11 protein-coding genes are annotated in these 17,741 nt (G+C 75.0%); 6 read left to right on the top strand and 5 right to left on the bottom strand.

The genetic code is table 11. The annotated features are described in order from the left end of the window. The first annotated feature begins 72 nt into the window (after window positions 1-72). Window positions 73-438, top strand: a complete 366-nt coding sequence (locus tag ABD901_RS07025; RefSeq protein WP_345122513.1) for a hypothetical protein — start codon at window positions 73-75, stop codon at window positions 436-438. A gap of 17 nt (window positions 439-455) precedes the next feature. On the opposite strand, the gene ABD901_RS07020 is transcribed toward ABD901_RS07025, so the two are convergent. Next, window positions 456-1,274 carry a serine/threonine-protein kinase gene (locus ABD901_RS07020; protein ID WP_345122511.1) on the bottom strand — a complete coding sequence of 273 codons (819 nt, stop codon included), beginning with the start codon at window positions 1,272-1,274 and terminating at the stop codon, window positions 456-458. 171 nt (window positions 1,275-1,445) lie between these two features. On the opposite strand from ABD901_RS07020, the gene ABD901_RS07015 reads away from it, so the two are divergent. Both ABD901_RS07015 and ABD901_RS07010 read left to right on the top strand, forming a co-directional pair. Next, window positions 1,446-2,465, top strand: a complete 1,020-nt coding sequence (locus tag ABD901_RS07015) for a LacI family DNA-binding transcriptional regulator (protein ID WP_345122509.1) — start codon at window positions 1,446-1,448, stop codon at window positions 2,463-2,465. Between the two features lies 1 nt (window position 2,466). Further along, window positions 2,467-3,831: a serine/threonine-protein kinase gene (locus ABD901_RS07010; RefSeq protein WP_345122507.1), complete on the top strand. Its 1,365-nt coding sequence runs from the start codon at window positions 2,467-2,469 to the stop codon at window positions 3,829-3,831. 6 nt (window positions 3,832-3,837) lie between these two features. Here the strand turns inward: ABD901_RS07010 and ABD901_RS07005 are convergent, their stop codons facing one another. After that, complete coding sequence (locus tag ABD901_RS07005; protein ID WP_345122505.1) at window positions 3,838-6,483, bottom strand: putative bifunctional diguanylate cyclase/phosphodiesterase; 2,646 nt, start codon at window positions 6,481-6,483, stop codon at window positions 3,838-3,840. Between the two features lie 117 nt (window positions 6,484-6,600). Further along, window positions 6,601-7,107: a TetR/AcrR family transcriptional regulator gene (locus tag ABD901_RS07000; RefSeq protein ID WP_345122503.1), complete on the bottom strand. Its 507-nt coding sequence runs from the start codon at window positions 7,105-7,107 to the stop codon at window positions 6,601-6,603. 115 nt (window positions 7,108-7,222) lie between these two features. Between ABD901_RS07000 and ABD901_RS06995 the strand changes: the two genes are divergently transcribed. Beyond that, window positions 7,223-8,593: an FAD-dependent oxidoreductase gene (locus ABD901_RS06995; protein WP_345122501.1), complete on the top strand. Its 1,371-nt coding sequence runs from the start codon at window positions 7,223-7,225 to the stop codon at window positions 8,591-8,593. Between the two features lie 161 nt (window positions 8,594-8,754). On the opposite strand, the gene ABD901_RS06990 is transcribed toward ABD901_RS06995, so the two are convergent. Next, window positions 8,755-9,600, bottom strand: coding sequence for a PP2C family protein-serine/threonine phosphatase (locus ABD901_RS06990; RefSeq protein WP_425556662.1), 846 nt, complete (start codon window positions 9,598-9,600; stop codon window positions 8,755-8,757). Between the two features lie 63 nt (window positions 9,601-9,663). Between ABD901_RS06990 and ABD901_RS06985 the strand changes: the two genes are divergently transcribed. Further along, window positions 9,664-12,816 (top strand): helix-turn-helix transcriptional regulator, encoded by a 3,153-nt coding sequence (locus ABD901_RS06985; protein WP_345122499.1) that lies wholly within the window; start codon window positions 9,664-9,666, stop codon window positions 12,814-12,816. Window positions 12,817-12,962: 146 nt separating this feature from the next. Here the strand turns inward: ABD901_RS06985 and ABD901_RS06980 are convergent, their stop codons facing one another. Then, complete coding sequence (locus tag ABD901_RS06980; protein WP_345122497.1) at window positions 12,963-15,617, bottom strand: MGH1-like glycoside hydrolase domain-containing protein; 2,655 nt, start codon at window positions 15,615-15,617, stop codon at window positions 12,963-12,965. A gap of 154 nt (window positions 15,618-15,771) precedes the next feature. Here ABD901_RS06980 and ABD901_RS06975 point away from each other — a divergent pair, with 154 nt between their 5' ends. Continuing rightward, the gene (locus ABD901_RS06975) at window positions 15,772-17,700 is read left to right on the top strand and encodes an amylo-alpha-1,6-glucosidase (RefSeq protein ID WP_380136286.1); all 1,929 of its coding nucleotides are present in this window, start codon (window positions 15,772-15,774) and stop codon (window positions 17,698-17,700) included. The last annotated feature ends 41 nt before the right edge of the window (window positions 17,701-17,741 follow it).

The raw sequence follows: 17,741 nt of genomic DNA, 5'->3' as shown, positions 1-17,741 counted from the left end.
GCGCGGGGTCCGGCGGGCGGCGGCAGCGGTCCGGCGCGGGCCGCCGCGGCCCGGCATGCGAGGATGTGGGCGATGGACATCGCGGTGGAGGACGTCGCCGGCCGCTGGGTCGCGGCCTGGACCACGGGGCGCACGGCGGAGCTGTTCCAGCTGCTGGCCGCCGCACCGGCGATCGAGTCCAACCTCGACCCGGACGGCGACTTCATCGAGCTGCTGACCGGCTACGCCGCAGCGCTGGACTCGATCGCGGTCTTCTCACAGACGGTCGTCGACCGCCGCGCCGCGCTCGTCTACGACTGCGCCCTGGCCGGCGAGACCTTCCGGCTGGCCGAGTTCCTGGCGGTGGGCGAGTCGGGCCTGGTGACCGAGATCCGCCGCGTCTACGACCTCGACGCGATCGAACGCCTGATGCCGCACCTGCTGCTCGCCGAGCAGTAGCGGCTGAGACTCAGCAGTTACGATCCGTGTCCGGAGCGTGTGCCGTAGCTCTCGGTGAAGACGCCCGACTGTTGCCAGTCGGTTGCGAACTCGGCCCACAGCGACAGCGCGACCTCGGCGCTCTCGGGGCGCTCGTCCGGGCGCTTGGCCATGCACTTGCGGCACAGTTCGGCTACGGAGCGTGGCAGGCCGGGCGTGAGCACCACCGGGGTGGGCGCGGCCTGCAGCAGCCGGGCGCCGGGCGCGTGCGGTGAGCGGCCGGTGAGCATGTGGTACAGCAGCACGCCCAGCGCGTAGACGTCCCACGCGGGCGCCTGCTGGTCGCGGCCGGCCGACGGGTGCGCGAAGGGCAGCGCCAGCCCGAAGTCGATGATCTTCACCCCGGCGGTGGTGAGCATGACGTTGTCGGCGGTCAGGTCGCGGTGCGCGATGCCGCGGCGGTGCGCCACGGCGAGCATCTCCGCGATCGAGGCCGCGATCTCCACCGCCCGCGGCCAGGGCAGCGGCCCCTCGGCCAGGCGGGTCGCGAGGGGCACCCCGTTGAGCAGCTCCATCGCGACCGCCGGCACCGACACGGCGTCCACGTCGACCTCGCCGAACGCGAACACCTTCGGCACGGTGGGGTGCCGCATGCGCTGCATGAGGTGAGGCTCGCGTCGCGCCGCGTGACAGGCGCGCGTGTTGGCGGCGAAGGCGGGCGCCAATATCTTCAGCGCCACCGGCCTGATCTGCTCAAGGTCGACCGCCTCGTACACCAGCGACATGCCGCCCCGGGCGATCGGACGGACCAGCAGGTAGCGGTCGAGCACCCTGCGGCCAACCTCGATCCCCGACACAGTCGACGACTATTCCCTACTCGGTCCGGCTAGCGATAGCCCTGGCGATACTTGACACAGCGTAGTTTAGGGCGAATTGCAGGCAGCTTAAGGGTGATCGAAACCGATAGTTGACATCGGCGTAACTCGTGGCTGACGCTGACCGCAGGAATCGCTCCCACAGGAGACTTGATGCCTGAAGAGCACGCAGCCGAGCCCGCACCCCCAACCGTCACCGAGGTCGCCGCCGCCGCGGGGGTCTCCGCCGCCACCGTCTCCCGCGTCCTCACCGGCCGGGTCCGGGTCAGCACCTCCGCCAGGGTGCAGGTCCACGACGCCATCGCCCGGCTCGGCTACGTCCGCCACCGCGCGCCGCGGCGCACCGAGCAGGCCGCCGGCCTGCCCGTCGCCGCCGTGGTGTTCGAGCCGGCCGGCCGGCTGTTCCGCGACGGCTACTGCGCGCGGCTGCTCGCCGGCGCCGAGGAGGAGCTCGCCCGGCGGGGCGTGCCGCTGCTGACCATGTCGGCCACCCGCGGCGCCGTCTCCAGCGCCACCCGCTTCCTCACCGCCGGCAGCGTCGGCGGCGTCATGATCGTCGGCGCGCCCGGCGGGCACCCCCTCGCCGTGTCCCTCGCCGCGTCGCTGGTCCCGGTCCGCTCCGCCGGCCGGCCGGAGCTGGCCGTGCCCTACGCCGACGTCGACAACCGCGACGGCGCCCGCCAGGCCGTCGAGCACCTCCTGCTGCGCGGCCGGCGCACCATCGCCGCGATCGCCGGCCCGCCCGACTCCCCGGCCGCGGCCGACCGCCTCGACGGGTACCGTCGCGCCATGCTCGCGGCCGGCCGCCAGCCGCTCGCCGCCTACGGCGACTTCACCACCGCCTCCGGCGGCCACGCCGCAGCGTGGCTGCTGGATCGCACCCCGCGCCTCGACGGGCTCTTCGTCGCCTCCGACGCGATGGCCGCCGGCGCCCTGCAGGCGCTGCGCAAGGCCGGCCGCCGGGTGCCCGAGGACGTCGCCGTCGTCGGCTTCGACGACGCCCCGCTCGCCGCGTTCACCACGCCCGCCCTGACCACGGTCCGCCAGCCCGTGGAGGAGCTCGGCTCGGTGACCGCCGCCCTGCTGCTCGACACCGACCTGGACCACCCCGGCGACCCCCACCCCGAGAACCCGATCCTGCCGACGGAGCTCGTTGTGCGGGCCTCCACGTAGGATGCGCGACGCTCAGCTGCGGGAGGGCGACATCCTCGCCCGCCGCTACATCCTCAAGCAGCCCGTCGGGGCGGGCGGCATGTCGGTGGTCTGGCGGGCCTGGGACTCCACGCTGGAGCGCACGGTCGCGGTCAAGGTCCTCGACGGCCCGATCGCCTCCGACGGCGGGCAGCGCGACCGCATCAGGCGGGAGGCGCGGGCCGCCGCGCGCATCGAGCACCCCAACGCCATCGGCGTCTACGACTACGGCGAGACCGTCACCCCGCGCGGGCGCATCGCCGCCTACGTGGTCATGCAGCTGCTCGACGGCGCCTCCCTGGCCAGCCGCCTCGCCGGGGGACCGCTGCCGTGCCCGGAGGCGGTCGCCGTCGCCGCGACGGTGGCCGACGTGCTGCACGCCGCGCACCGCCGCGGCGTCGTGCACCGCGACGTCACCCCCGAGAACGTCATGCTCACCACCGACGGGGTCCGCCTGCTCGACTTCGGCATCGCCGCCGACATCGGCCAGCGCGAGGAGGCGATGACGTTCGGCACCCCGCCGTACGTGGCGCCCGAGCGCCTCGTCGGCGCGCCCGCCAGCGGCGCCACCGACGTCTACGCCCTCGGCGTGCTGCTGTTCGAGATGCTCACCGGCGCGCCGCCGTACCCGGCCGGCACCTGGGAGGAGCTCGAGCGCGCCCTGGCCACCGGCCGCCGCCCCACGCTCACCGTGCCGGGCCTGCCCGGCGGCGTCGCCGACGTGTGCCTGCGCTGCCTGGAGACCGACCCGGCCCTGCGCCCGACGGCGGCGGAGGCGGCCACGATCCTGGGCGCGGGCCCCGGGACGCCCGCAGGCCCCGGCCGCCGCCGCGCCTGGCTGGCCGTCCCGGTCGTGGTCGCCGTGGCAGCGGTACTCGCCGTGCTCCTGCTCAAGGACGACGACCCGGCCGGCAGCCCCGGCGGGAACGCGGCCCCCGCGCCCACGGTCAGCATCCTCGTCTCGTTCGCGCCGGCCCCCACGGACCGCGCCAGCACCGGCCCCGGCGGGACCGCCCGCCCACCGGCCCGCCCGAGCGGCGCCTCCTCGGACGGCCCGCCGGCCTCGCCGCCCGCCGGCCCGTCCCCGCAGACCCCGCAGGCCGCCGCCAAGGCGGTCCTGGACATCGTCGACCGCCGCGCGCAGGCCGGCGAGATCCGCTCCGACGTCGCCCTCGACATCCGCAACCAGGTCGGCAACCTGCTCTCCGACGACAACGACGCCGTCCGGCGCATCGAGGACCTGCGGCGCAACCTGAGCGACCGCACCCGCGACCACGCCATCAGCGACGCCGCCTACCAGGAGCTCGACGCCGCGGTGGTGAACTTCGGCCGCTCCCTGACGGCCTGAGCCCGCTCAGAGCGTCGGCTGCCGGTGCCGCTCCAGGTACGCCTCCACGTGCTCGGCATGCTCGGGCGGGCAGATCAGGTGCCCCTGCCCGAGCCGGCACCCGGCGGCCCGCACCACGTCGGCGTGCGGCTCGCTCTCCAGCCCGCACGCGATCACGTCGATCCCCAGCCGCCGCGCCAGCCCCACGACGACGTCGACGATCGGCGTCGCGGCCCCCTGCCGCCCCGGCGGCTCGCTGAACAGGGCCTGGTCGATCTTCAGCACGTCGATCGGCAGCCGCCGCAGGTGCGCGAGCGCCGTCGGCCCGGTCCCGAAGTGATCCAGCGCGGTGCGCACCCCGAGGGCTCGCAGCCCCGCCAGCTGCTCGACCGCGAACGCATCCTCGGGCAGCGCCGCCTCGGCCACCTCGACGACCAGCGACTCGGCCGGCACGCAGTGGGTGTCGATCGCGGTCGCGACCGCCGCGAGCCACCCGCCGTTGTTGAGCTGCGCCGCCGAGACGTTCACCGACACCCACAGGTCCCGCCCGTCACCGCGCCACCGTGACAACTGCCGGCACGCGCGGTGCAGCACCCACTCCGCGATCTCCTCGGCGATCCCCCCGCCGAGCTCCTCGGCGATCGGCAGGAACTCCGCGGGCGGGATCGCCCCGAGCCGCGGATGCCGCCAGCGCAGCAGCGCCTCGGCCCCGACGGGCGTCCGCGTGGTGAGGTCGGCGACGGGCTGGAACACCAGGTCCAGCTCCCCGCGCCCGACGACTCCGGGCAGCTGCTGCTCGATCTCGGTGCGGCGCACCAGCGCTGTCTCGAACGACCGGTCATAGCACTCGACCCGCCCGCCGTCGCGCCCCCGTGCGAGCTGCCGCGCCCGCCGCCGGGCGACGTCGGCGTGGCGGAGCGCCTCCTCGGCCCCGCCGGCCCCGAGCAGATCCGCAACCCCGACGTCGGCCGAGAGATGCACGGTCTGCGACCCGGGCAGGTGGAACGGCTCCGCGAGGGCGGTGGCCAGCCTCGTGGCCAGGGCGAACGCGTGCACCAGCGGTGCCTCGGTGAGGATCGCGAACGCGGCGCCGCCGAGGCGTGCCGGGAGGTCGTCGCGGCCGGCCGCGGCACGCAGCCGGCGGGCCGCCTCGATGAGCACGGCGCCGCCGACCGCGGGCCCGTGCAGGTCGGCGACGCTCGCGTAGCGGTCCAGCTCGAGCACGAGCAGCGAGCCGGGGCGCTCGGCCGCGCACAGCTCGCCGGCCGCGGCGAGTAGGCGGCGCCGGTTGGCCAGACCCGTCCGGTCGTCGGTCCAGGTGACCGCGTCGAGGGTGCGCTGCAGCTGGGCGCGCTCGCCGATGTCGCGCACGTGCACCACGAGCCCGGCCACCTCGGGGGCGTCGCGCTGGTCGCTGACGGTGGACTCGGTGTCGCGCCAGCGGCCGAAGCCGTCGCGGAGCCGGGCCTGCACGAGCACGTGCTGGCAGCCGTCGAGGACCGCGCGCAGCGCCGCCGCGGCCGGTGCGGCATCGGCCGCGTGCAACACATCGGTGAAGGGCCGGCCGACCACGTCCTGGTCGGACAGCCCGAACTGGCGGGCCGCGGCCGGCGACTGCCAGCGCACGACGAGGTCGTCGTCGAGCACGACGGCGACGTCGGTGGAGCCGGCGACCAGGGTGCGGAAGCGGGCTTCGCGGCCGGCGAGCGCGTGGGCGTACCGCCGGATGTCCCGCGCGGCGAGCAGCTCCCGCACGGCGAGGGCGGCGAACGCGCCAACCCCGAGGGCCACGGACGTCTCGTCGAAGCGCCCCCCGGTGATCAGGTGCAGCGCCGACACCGCGACGGCGAGCAGCGCCGGCCCGATGAGCAGCGGGTACGCGGCGAACGACCCGCCCTCGTCGGCGGCGTGCGGCCGGGCCGGCTCGTCGTCGGCGCGCCGCGCCCCCGCCGCCATGAGGAACGGTCCGGCGACCATCGCCACCCCCGCCACGGCGAGCCCCGCGGTGACCGCGCCCGGCGCCGCCGGCCAGGCGCGCTGGTGGCCGAGCAGCAGCAGCGCGTACACGTCGACGCCCACGATCGACAGCGCCGCACCCCCCGCGCAGGCCAGCGCCGCGGGCCGATGCCGCACGGCGCGCATCCCGGTGACGACGGCGACCGCGACGGCGACGCACCCGGTGAGCGCGACCGCGAGCCGCGCCGGCGCGGTACCGGGCGCCGAGTGCCCGAGGGCCAGGACCCAGGCGCAGTAGAACAGGCTGACGCCGATCCCGGCCCCGTCGAGCAGCCGGCGCAGCCGGGCGCCGAGGTCCGGCGCCGTCCCCGGCAGCAGCAACAGCCCCGCGAGGTACACCGGCGCCGCGACGAGCGTCGTCACCGCGGCGACCGGCCCGGGGTCGAGCCAGGGGAGCCCGGTCACGGCCACCCCCGCCCCGGCCAGCAGCGCCCCCAGCCCGAGGAACCCGGCTCCGCGGCACGGCCCGAAGCTGCGCCGCTCGTGATGGATGCGCAGCGCGAGCCGGATCAGCCCACCGGCCTGCAGCAGCGCCGCCGCCCCGCCGGCCGCGGCGACCGCGGCCAGCCCGAGCACGGGCCCGACGGCGGCGGCCGCCCCGAGCGCCGCCGCGGCGCACAGCAGCACGAGCCAGAAGGTGCGCGGGTTACTGACCAATGCGATGCCCGCTTTCGCGTCAGGAGCGCCGGGGGTTTTTCATCATCCACAACGACCCGGCCCGCCCCGGGGTTACCGCCAGAGCAAATGCTTGATTCAGCAGCCCAGCGGCCCTCGTCAGGGCATGCCAACGATGCGTTCGATGACCGCGATCCGCTCCCGCCGCTCGTCGTCGCCGACGGTACCGCGCGTCAGCTCGTCCAGCAGCAGCCCGTCGATCAGCCCGATCATGAGCCGCGCCCGCGCCCGCGACCCGGTAAGTTTCTCGGCCAGCTCGACGAACCCGTCGGCCAGCCGCGCCGCGGCGTCGCCCAGCTCGCGCCGGGCCTGCGGATCGAGCATGAGCATGAACCGCGCCCGCGTGCGGTGCGACCCGGCCCACGCCGCGAGCACGGCCCCGAGCTCTTGCCCTTCGGACTCGGCCAGGTCGAGCTCGGCAATGCGCTCGAGCGCGGCGGTCAGCAGCGCATTGCGGGTAGGAAAGTGGTAGCTGCAGGTCCCCTGCGGCACCCCAGCGCGCGCATCGACGGCCCGATGGGTCAGCGCCCGCACCCCGTCGTGCCCCAGCACGTCGACGGCCGCGTCCGCTAACCGACTCTTCCGCCCGTCCTCCGCCCGCTTCACAGCACACATACTACAGGTGTAGCGTCTTACTACAGCTGTAGTGGATTTATCCGGCCGCTCCGCTAGGCCGGATAAATCCGACATATCATCATAATATCGGGTTCGAGGGGGATCAATGCGCGCGATCGTGGTCGGCGGCGGGATCGGCGGCCTGGCAACGGCCCGCGGCCTGGCCCTGCGGGGCTGGGACGTGACCGTCCTGGAGCGCCAGCCCACCCTGGAGGCCGCCGGCGCCGGCCTCTCCCTGTGGCCCAACGCGCTGCTCGCCCTGGACTGGCTCGGCCTCGGCGACCGCGTACGCGCCGCCGGCGCCCCCATCACCGGCGGCGGCCTCCGCACCGCGAGCGGCACCTGGCTGACCCGCGTCCGGATGACCGCCCCGCCCGTTGACGCCCCCTCCACCGCGCACCCCGTCACCGCCCCGCACCCCGCGGGCGGCGTCCCGCACGGCGCGGGTGGTGCCGCGCACCTCGCGCACCCGGCGCACGCCGCGGGCGGCGTCCCGCACCCCGCGGACGCCGCGGGCGGCGTCCCGCATGCCGCGGGCGGCGCCGCATACCTCGCGCACCCCGCGGGCGGCGCTAGTGACGGCGGCGCGGGCGTGGGCGCCGGTGGGCCGATCGTGGTGCACCGGGCGGACCTGCACGAGATCCTCGCCGATGGGCTCGAGGTGCGGACCGGGGCCGAGGTGCGCGACGTCCGCGAGCTCGACGCGGACCTCATCGTTGGCGCGGACGGGATCGGCAGCGTGGTGCGGGCGGCGTACGCCCCGCAGGTGCGCATCCGCGACAGCGGGCAGGTGTCGTGGCGGGCCGTTGTGCCGGCCGAGGCGATGGGCGGTGCGCTCGAGGGCGGCGAGACGATGGGGCCGGGCGGGCTGCGCTTCGGGCACGTGCCGATGGGGCGCCGGGGCGTGTACTGGTACGCGGCGGCGCCGGCTCCCTTGCGTACCGACGCGAAGGAAACGCAGCTGGATCAGCTGCGCCGGGCCTTCGGCGGGTGGCACGTGCCCATCCCGGCGCTGCTGGCCGCGACCGATCCGGCGACGCTGCTGCACCATCCGCTGCTCGACCTGCATCCGGTCGCGCCCATGCGGTTCGGGGCCCGGACCGCGCTCGTCGGCGACGCGGCGCACGCCATGACGCCGAATCTCGGGCAGGGTGCCTGTCAGGCCCTGGAGGACGCGGTGACGCTCGCCGGGTTCGTGCCCGCCGGGGACACGGGCCGCGACGGCGAGGTAGAGGCCGCGCTGCGCCGGTACGACGCCGAGCGGCGGCCCCGGGTCGCCCTCGTCGCGCGGCGCTCGTGGCAGGTCGGGCGGGTCGCCGGCGCCCGCGGTGCCGTGGCGAGCGCCGTCGTGCGCACCCTGGCGCGGCTCACCCCGGCGAGCGCGACCACGCGGGGCGCCGAGCGCATCGCCGCCTGGACGCCCCCGACGCCGTCGCCGGTCGTCGCGCCGGCTGGGCCGGGAGGCGGGCGCCCGTGATTTCGTCGCGGCCGAGCCGCGAGCGCGGGCGCTGGCGCAGGCCGGGAGGTGGCCCGGCTAGGCCGGGAGGCGGCCTGGCTAGGCCGGGAGGCGGGCGCCCGTGATTTCGTCGCGGCCGAGCCGCGAGCGCGGGCGCTGGCGCAGGCCGGGAGGTGGCCCGGCTAGGCCGGGAGGCGGGCGCCCGTGATCTCGTCGCGGCCGAGCCAGGAGCGCAGGCGCTGGCGCAGGCCCTTCGGCTCGGGCACGTCGTCGCCGACGATGTCCGCGACCACGGCGGTGATGTTGTCCGGGCCGCCGGCGCGCAGGGCCAGGTCGACGAGGCGCTCGACGCACTCGTCGACGTCGGCGTACTCGCGCAGGGCCTCCTCGATCGTCTCCGCCCGCAGCACGCTGGACAGCCCGTCGCTGCACAGCAGGTAGCGGTCCCCGGCGCGGGCGGCCGTCACGGAGTACACGGGATCGGTCGGCTGCCCCTGCAGCACCCGGCTCACCAGGGAGCGCTGCGGGTGCGTTGCCGCCTCGTCGAGCGTGATGCGGCCCTCGTCGACCAGCAGCTGCACGTACGTGTCGTCCTTGGTGATCTGGCCGAACTCCTCGCCGCGCACCAGGTACGCCCGCGAGTCGCCGATGTGGACGAGGCCGATGCGATCGCCCGAGAACAGGATCGCGGTCAGGGTCGTGCCCATGCCGAGCTTCGCCGGGTCGGCCTCGACCTCGTCGCGGATGCGGCGGTTGGCGTCGGAGACCGCCGTGCGCAGGGCCGTCAGCAGGTCGTTGCCCGCGAACTCCTCGTCGAGCGGGCCCATCGCCTCGATGGCGAGCCGGCTGGCGACGTCGCCGGCCGCCATCCCGCCCATGCCGTCGGCGACCGCGAGGAGCCGGTCACCGGCAAAAACCGAGTCCTGGTTGGTACTGCGCACCAGTCCCACATCGGTGCGCGCCGCCCAGTGCAACGCGAGCGGCTGGTGACCCCCGTCGATCACGCCCTCTGCCACGCCCTCTGCCATGCGTGACAGCGTGCCGCATCGGTACCGCGGGCGTCACTACGCACTTGTGCGTATCGTGGCCGCATGCCAACCGCCCCCTTCATCGGCCGAGCCGCACAGCTCGCCGAGATCGCGGAGGCGTGGCAGGCCCGGCGACCAGGCATAATATTGATCACCGGCGAGGGTGGCAGCGGCAAGAGCCGCCTCGTCGCGGAGATCTTCGAGCGCCTCGACCTGACCGGGACGCCCGTGGTGCGCGGCGCCGCGCGGTCGCTTGGGGCCGCGCCGCACGACTGGCTGGCATCGGTGCTCAGCGGCCGCCCCGCCGCCGGGCTCTCCGTGGACGAAGCCTTGCTCAACCGGCTGGCGCAACGCTCGGCGGACGGCGCCGAGCCGCGCCTGGCCCCGGCCACGACGCTGCGCGCCGCCGTCGACGTGGTGCGCGCCCTGCTCGAGGCGGACGCGGGCCGGCTCGACGAGCGCGCCGGCGACGTCGGCGACGCGGCGGGCACGACCGTCGAGGACTTCGGTGTTCGGGCGGATAAGTCCAGGCGCTCCGCGTCCGGACTTATCCGACATTTCACGAAATTCCGTGGCGATGGCGCTGATGTGGGTACCGAATCGGAAATATCCGATGCCTCGCCGCGTGTCCAACGTGGACGGAAGCTGGGCATCGTCGTCGTCGAGGACCTGCACGACCTCGACCCGGCCAGCCTCTCGCTCGTCGCCGAGCTCGCCGCGGCCGCCGAGAGCCTCCGCGCGCTGCTGCTCGTGACCAGCCGCCCGCCGCAGGAGGCCGCCTTCGCCCTCGCCGCCGCGCGGACGCTGCGCCGCCTCGGCGGCGGGCCGTCCGTACGCCGCATCCACCTCGCCCCGTTCAACGCCCGCGAGACCGCCGAGCTGATCGAGGCCAAGTACGGCAGCGCGCCCGCGCCCGGCACCGTCCGCGGCGCGCTGCGGCGCACCGGCGGCAACCCGTTCTGGTTGACGGAGTTGCTCGCCGCGTACGGGACCGCCGACGACCTCGCCGGCGCGCCCCTGCCCGCACACGTGGTCGGCCTGCTCGTCGAGCCGGTCGGGGGCGAGCCGGAGCTGGTCGGGCGGGTTGCCCGGGCCGCGGCGCTGCTCGGCGACCCGGTCGAGAGCGACGTCCTCGTGCACGTGTGCGGCGGCGATGTCGAGCCGGCCCTGCGCCGCCTGCTCGACCTCGGCCTGCTGCTCATCGCGCCCGACCTCGCCCCCGCGGGCTCCCTGCGCTTCCGCCACCCGCTGCTGCGCGAGGCCCTCGCCGCCGGTGCGATGCCGGGCGAACGCACCCGCGTGCACACCCTGGCCCGCGGCCTCGCCGTCGAGCTCGGCGACGACGCGGCCCTGGCCCGGCACGCCGCCGCGCTCGGGGACACCGCCGAGGCGCGGGCCGCCGCCGCCCGGGGCGCCGCCGCGAGCCTCGCCGAGGGCCTGGCCGACGCCGCCCTGGACCTGGTCGCGCTCGGCCTGCGCCTGCCGCACCGCCCCTCGCCGCGCGCGATCGGGGACGGCGCCGTCGAGGCCGCGATACAGCGGCAGTCACCGCACCGGCCCTCACCGGGCGCATCGGGGAACGGGGCCGACGAGGCCGCCGTCCAGCGGCTGACGCCGGGCGCGGCGGGGGAGAAAGCCGACGAGGCCGCCGTCCAGCGGCTGACGCCCGGCGCGGCGGGGGAAGGGGCCGACGAGGCCGCCGTCCAGCGGCGGGCGCCGGGCGCGGCGGGGGAGAAAGCCGACGAGGCCGCGATACAGCGGCGGGCGCTGGTCGCGGTCGGTGCCGCAGCGGCGTTCGTCAGCGCGCGGTTCGGCCTCGCCGCCGACTACGCGGCCGACTGGATCAACGAGGCCGAGGGGTGCGACGACGAGCTCGCCGACGCCCACCGGCAGCTCGCCGCCGCGCGCTGGTGCCTGGGCGAGCCCGACGGGCACCGCCGCTCGCTGGACCGGGCCGCGGCGATCGGCGGCTCGCCGGCGTCGCTGGCGCGGCAGCGGGCCGCGGAGGCGGAGAGCGCGCTGCGCATGGAGGGCGCGGCGAGCGCGCTCGCGCTGGCCGAGGCGGCGCTCGCGGCCGCCGAGCGGGCCGGTGCCGGCATCGCGTCGGCGTCGGTGACCCTCGGTACGGCGCAGGCGCTCACCGGCGCGGCCGAGCACGGCGTCGCCCTGCTCCGGGCGGCCCGGCAGCTCGCCGCGCGGGAGCGGGACCCGGTCGCGATCGGCCGGGCGGTGCACAACCTCGTCGTGGTCGCGCTGCCGGGGTCGGGCGAGGTCGCCGGCTGGCGGCTGTTCGACGACGCGATGGCGACCCTGGGCCGGTACGGCCTCGAGTTCTGCGCCGGGCGCACCACGAGCCTCGGCGTCGCGCACGCCATCCGCACCGGCGACCTGGCCCGGGCCGAGGCCCTCGTGTGGTCCCGCCTGCCGATCGAGGGCGACCCGGTGGAGCGGGCCGGCTTCGCAGCCCGCGCCGGGCTGCTCGCCCTGGAGCGCGGCGACGACCCGCTCGCCGTGCGGATGCTCGCCCGCGCCGATGCCGAGGGCCGCGACTCGGGCCTCGTGCGGGTGCTGCGCGTGGCGGTGGCGGCTCGTGGGGTACACCCGGCGGATCCCGCGGAAATGCTGCGCGACTGTGTGGGCGGATGCGACGCGGCCCGGCTGGCCGAGGCGGCGCGCTGGGCCCTGCACGGAGCAGTGCCCGCCGCCGTCGTGGAGGAGCACGTCGCCGAGCGCCCGCCTCGGCTGCGGCTGCTGCTGGCCGTGGCGGCCGGCCGCGACGCCGAGGCCGTGTCCCTGCTCCCGTCCGCGCTGGAGAGCGCCGATGATCCGGGCTTCGGCAACACCGACCGCGCCGAGGAGGCCGCCGTGCACACCGCGGTCGCGCACGCCCTGCTGCGCCTCGGCCGCGCCGGCGAGGCCCGCCGCCACGCGGAGCGCGCGGTCGCGCTGCTGGCGCACTGGCCCGGCTGGCGCCTGGCCGAGGCCGAGACCCTCCTGCACAGCCTGCGCGCCGGCGGCGACCTGACCGCCCGCGAGCTCGAGGTGCTCGGCTGCCTCGCCGCCGGCATGACCAACCAGCAGGTGGCCAGCTCCCTGGGCATCTCCATCCGCACCGTGACGGTTCACGTCTCCAACCTGCTGCGCAAGACCGGCGCCGCGTCGCGCACCGAGGCCGCGCTGTGGGCGGTGCGCCACCGCCTGGCCCCCGAGCGCTAGCCGGGCCGCGAGATTCGGCACATGATCGGATTTATCCCCTGTCGGGGTATAAATCCGACAAGTCGTGGCGCGCCAGCGCCCGACTTGTCGCAAAAGCCCCGCAAAAGCCCCGCAAAAGCCCCGCAAAAGCCCCGCAAATGGCCCGCTCAGGAACGCGGATCCGTCGGCGGCGGAGTACGCAACGTCAGGATCAGATCCAGCACCAGCGCCGTCCAGCCCGTCTGGTGCGCCGCACCGAGACCGGCCCCGGTGTCGCCGTGGAAGTACTCGTAGAACAGCAGCAGGTCGTGCCAGGCGCCGTCGGACTGGAACAGCGGCACGTCGCCGAAGACCGGCCGGTTGCCGCGCTCGTCGTTGAGGAACAGCTTCACCAGGCGGTGCGACAGGTCGTCGGCCACCGCCCCGAGGGTCGCCATCTTGCCGCTGTTCGCCGGGTACTCCACCTGCAGGTCGTCGCCGAAGAACTCCGCGAAGCGGCGCACGGCCTCGATGAGGATGTAGTTGACGGGCATCCAGATCGGGCCGCGCCAGTTCGAGTTGCCGCCGAACAGGCCGCTCGTGGACTCGCCGGGCTCGTAGCCGACGGTGTAGGCGTGGTCGCCGAGGTGCACCGTGAACGGCTCGTCCTTGTGCGCGCGGGACAGGGTGCGCAGGCCGTACGGGGAGAGGAACTCGTCCGGGTCGAGCATGCGCTGCAGGATGCGGATGAGCTGGTCCGGGCCGACCATCGACAGCAGGCGCAGCTGCTGGCCGCCGCGGCTCTTCTTCGCGCCGACCACGTCGCCGTACTCCGGCTTGTTGGTCAGGAACCAGCGCAGGCGGGCGGCGACGTCGGGCAGCCGGCGCAGCGTCGAGGAGCTGATGATCGTTGTGGCGGTCAGCGGCAGCAGGCCGACGACGGAGCGGACCTTGAGCGGGATCTGCTGGCCGTCCGCGGTGCGCAGGACGTCGTAGAAGAACGCCTCCTCCTCGTCCCACAGGCCGAACTCGTAGGCGGCGTCGGCGATGTAGGCGAAGTGCTCCAGGAACTTGGCGGCGATGTCCTCGTACACCCGGTCGTGCACCGCGAGGGTGAGCGACATGTCGAGCAGGTTCAGCGCGTACATCGCCATCCACGCGGTGCCGTCGCTCTGCTCGAGGCGCCCGCCGACCGGCAGCGCCGCCGAGCGGTCGAACGGCCCGACGTTGTCCAGGCCGAGGAAGCCGCCCTCGAAGACGTTGTTGCCCTCCGCGTCCTTGCGGTTGACCCACCAGGTGAAGTTCAGCAGCAGCTTGTGCAGCACGCGGGCGAGGAAGTCGAAGTCGTGCGAGCCGTCCATGACGAAGACGCGCAGCGCGGCCCAGGCGTGCACGGGCGGGTTGACGTCGCTGAACGCCCACTCGTAGGCCGGGATCTGCCCGTTGGGGTGCATGTACCACTCGCGCAGGAGCAGCAGCAGCTGCTCCTTGGCGAATCCGGGGTCGACGCGCGCGATCGCCACGCAGTGGAACGCCAGGTCCCAGGCGGCATACCAGGGGTACTCCCACGGGTCGGGCATGGACAGCACGTCGCAGCTGTTCATGTGCCACCAGTGCGAGTTGCGCCCGTAGCGCCGGCCTTCCGGCGGGGGTTCGGAGACCGGGTCGCCGGTCAGCCAGCGGGCCACGTCGAAGTGGAAGAACTGCTTGCCCCACATGAGCCCGGCGACCGCCTGCCGGACGATCATCTTCTCCTCGGCGGTGGCCTCGCCCGGGACGAGGTCGTCGAAGTACCGGTCGGCCTCGGCGCGGCGGCGGCTCATCGTGGACTCGAAGTCGGCCTTGAGATCGGCCGGCGCGAGGTCCTTGGCGCCGGGCGCGTTGAGGTTGAGCCGCAGCCGGATCTCGTGCGAGCCCCCGGCCGGCACGGTGACGACGTAGTGCAGGGCGCCCTTGGTGCCGACGCCCTCGGGGTTGACGCTGTCGGTGCCGTGCATGACGTGGTCGCCGATGCCGTCCTTGGGGTACTCCTCACCGGGCTTGCCCCAGATCCGCGGCCCGTTGGTCTCGTTGTTGCAGAACAGCGGCTGCGGCGCACCGTCGCCGGTCAGCGCCAGGCGGCCGAGCAGGCGGTGCTCGGCGAGCAGGCCGTTGTCCTTGGCGCGGATCTCCGGGCGGTAGTCGCGCCCGGGCAGCCCCCACGCCCACGTGTTGCGGAACCACAGCGTCGGCAGGATGTGCAGCTCGGCCGCCTCAGGCCCGCGGTTCTCCACGCGGATGCGGATGCACATGTCGGTCGGGCCGGCCTTGGCGTAGTCGACGTCGACGACCCAGAACCGGTCCTCGTCGAAGATGCCGGTGTCGACCAGCTCGTACTCCGGCTCGTCGCGCCCCCGCCGGCAGTTCTCGGCGACGAGGTCGTCGTAGGGGAACGCGCGCTGCGGGTAGTGGTAGCGCCACCGCATCCACGAGTGCGTCGGCGTGGAGTCCAGGTACCACCAGTACTCCTTGACGTCCTCGCCGTGGTTGCCGAGGTCGCCGCCGAGGCCGAACATGCGCTCCTTGAGGATCGCGTCCTGGCCGTTCCACAGCGCGAGGGCGAAGCAGAACGTCTGGCGGTCGTCGCAGATGCCCGCCATGCCGTCCTCGTTCCAGCGGTACACCCTGGAGCGGGCCTGATCGTGCGGGAAGTAGTCCCAGGCGTTGCCGTGGGGGCTGTAGTCCTCCCGGACCGTGCCCCAGGCTCGCTCGGACAGGTAGGGCCCCCAGCCCCGCCATGGGCGCTCCCCGCTGTCGGCTTCGGCCAGCCTTCGGCGCTCGGCGTTCCCATCGTCCTCGATCACGCAGCTATTCTCCGTTGTTCATGTTTCGGTCAAGTTGAGACCCAACATTCGACCCCTTCCGTGGCATTTGTTCCTACACCACCACCCCCCTTGATCAATAATCTTGTGGCGAAGCGCTCGCCGCCCGCCACCCCTAGCCACCAAGATTGTGCGCATGGTGGTGTTCGGTCCGCAGATATGTGGTGATTTGACGGCAGGTGCGACGCGTGAGTGGCTTGTCCCGGATGGGACCGGCGGCTACGCGATGGGCACCGTGTCGGGGCTTCGGACCCGGCGGTACCACGGGCTGCTCGTCGCCGCCGAACCCGGCGAACCCGGCCGGCGACACCTGGCCCTCGCCGCCCTGGACCCGGTGCTCACTCTGCCATCCGGCGCCGCCGTCGAGCTCGCCGTGCACGAGTGGTCCGGCGGCGTGATCAGCCCGGCCGGGCACACCCTGCTCGAGCGCTTCGACCTCGTCGACGGGCTGCCGCGCCGGCGCTGGCGGATCGGCCCGGTCGTGCTCGAGCGCGAGCTCGCCATGGTCCACGGCCGCGCCCACCTCGGCGTCGTGCACCGGCTGGTGAGCGCGCCCGGCCCGGTCACGCTCACCCTCAAGGCGCTGGTCACCTGGCGCGACGTGCACGGCGAGCGCACCGCCGCCGGGCCCGAGCCGGCGGTGGAGGCGCACGAGCGCGGCGCGGTCGTCGAGCGGGCCTTCCGCCTGGAAGGTCCCGGGTTCGGTCAGGTCCGGCAGTGGTACCGCGGTGCGCACGCCCGCCTCGAGCGCGACCGCGGCCTGACGCCCGACGAGGACCTCTTCTTCGCCGGCGGGTTCACCGCCCGCCTGGAGCCCGGCGAGAGCCTCGAGGTCGAGGCGTGGGCCGGCACGCACGAGCAGGCCCGGGGCGCCGCCCGGATCGTCGAGTCGGCCCGCCGGCGCAACCGCGCGCTCACCCACGACGCGAGCGACGACGTCGACCGGGCCCTGGTCCTCGCCGCCGACGCGTTCGTGGTCGCCGGCGCCGCGGGCGCGCCCGACGTCGTGGCCGGGTACCCGTGGTTCGGCACCTGGTCCCGCGACACGATGACCTCCTACGAGGGCCTCTTCCTGTCCACCCGCCGGTACGACGAGGGCCGCGAGCTGCTGCGCGCGTACGCCGCCACGCTCGACGACGGGATGCTCGCCAACACCGCCGACACCGGGCGCACCGAGCACAACACCGTCGATGCCACCCTGTGGTTCCTGCACGCGGTCGACCGGCACGTCTGCGGTACCGGTGACGACGACCTGGCCGCCGAGCTCCTCCCGGCCCTGGACGAGGTCGTCGCCGCACACCTGCGGGGGACGCGCTACGGCATCCGGGCGGATGCCGACGGGCTCATCACCCAGGGCGCGCCGGGCGTGGCGCTCACGTGGATGGACGCCCGCGTCGACGGCGTGCCGATCACGCCGCGGGCCGGCAAGCCCGTCGAGGTGAACGCGCTGTGGATCAACGGCCTCGCCGCGATCGCCGCCCTCAACGAGCGCCTCGGCCGCGACGCCGGCGACGTGCGGGCGCTGCACGAGCGGGCCCGGCACAGCTTCGAGCGGCGCTTCCCGCTCGGGCGCCGGTTGCACTCCGCAACGGCGGTGCAGGATGCAACGCCCCTCTTCGACGTCGTCGACGGGCCCGCCGGCGACGACCCGGCGCTGCGCCCCAACCAGCTGCTGGCGTGGAGCCTGCCCCGCGGCCCGATGCGCGGGCGCCCCCTTCCCGACGGCGTGTCCGCCCTGCTCACGCCCCTCGGGCCGCGCAGCCTGGGCCCCGATGACCCGGCCTACGTCGGCACGCACTCGGGCGGCCCGTCGCAGCGCGACGCGGCCTACCACCAGGGGACGGTGTGGCCCTGGATGATCGGCCCATATGCCGATGCCCGGTCGGCCCGATCTGCGCAGGAGCACGAAGCGTTGTTGCAGGGTATCGAGGCGCATCTGTGGGAGTGGGGCGTAGGTTCGGTCAGCGAGACAGCGGACGGGGACCCACCCCACCGGGCGACGGGTTGCCCGTTCCAGGCCTGGTCGGTCGCGGAGGCCCTGCGCGTACGAAGGAATGTCGGCTGACCGTTACACCACAGAAATGAGATTTGCCGCCCCGGTAACCC

Origin of the sequence: Dactylosporangium darangshiense (genome assembly GCF_039537565.1) — a bacterium.
Classification (GTDB): domain Bacteria; phylum Actinomycetota; class Actinomycetes; order Mycobacteriales; family Micromonosporaceae; genus Dactylosporangium; species Dactylosporangium darangshiense.
Note: the sequence above shows the minus strand (reverse complement) of the source record. Positions and strands in the feature narration are given on the sequence as shown.

Excerpts from the sequence above, each read along its gene's own strand:
- ABD901_RS07025 (WP_345122513.1), top strand. The coding sequence starts at position 73 with ATGGACATCGCGGTGGAGGACGTCGCCGGCCGCTGGGTCGCGGCCTGG.
- ABD901_RS07010 (WP_345122507.1), top strand. The coding sequence starts at position 2,467 with ATGCGCGACGCTCAGCTGCGGGAGGGCGACATCCTCGCCCGCCGCTAC.
- ABD901_RS06975 (WP_380136286.1), top strand. The coding sequence starts at position 15,772 with ATGGTGGTGTTCGGTCCGCAGATATGTGGTGATTTGACGGCAGGTGCG.
- ABD901_RS07015 (WP_345122509.1), top strand. The coding sequence starts at position 1,446 with ATGCCTGAAGAGCACGCAGCCGAGCCCGCACCCCCAACCGTCACCGAG.
- ABD901_RS06995 (WP_345122501.1), top strand. The coding sequence starts at position 7,223 with ATGCGCGCGATCGTGGTCGGCGGCGGGATCGGCGGCCTGGCAACGGCC.
- ABD901_RS06985 (WP_345122499.1), top strand. The coding sequence starts at position 9,664 with ATGCCAACCGCCCCCTTCATCGGCCGAGCCGCACAGCTCGCCGAGATC.
- ABD901_RS06990 (WP_425556662.1), bottom strand. The coding sequence starts at position 9,600 with ATGGCAGAGGGCGTGGCAGAGGGCGTGATCGACGGGGGTCACCAGCCG.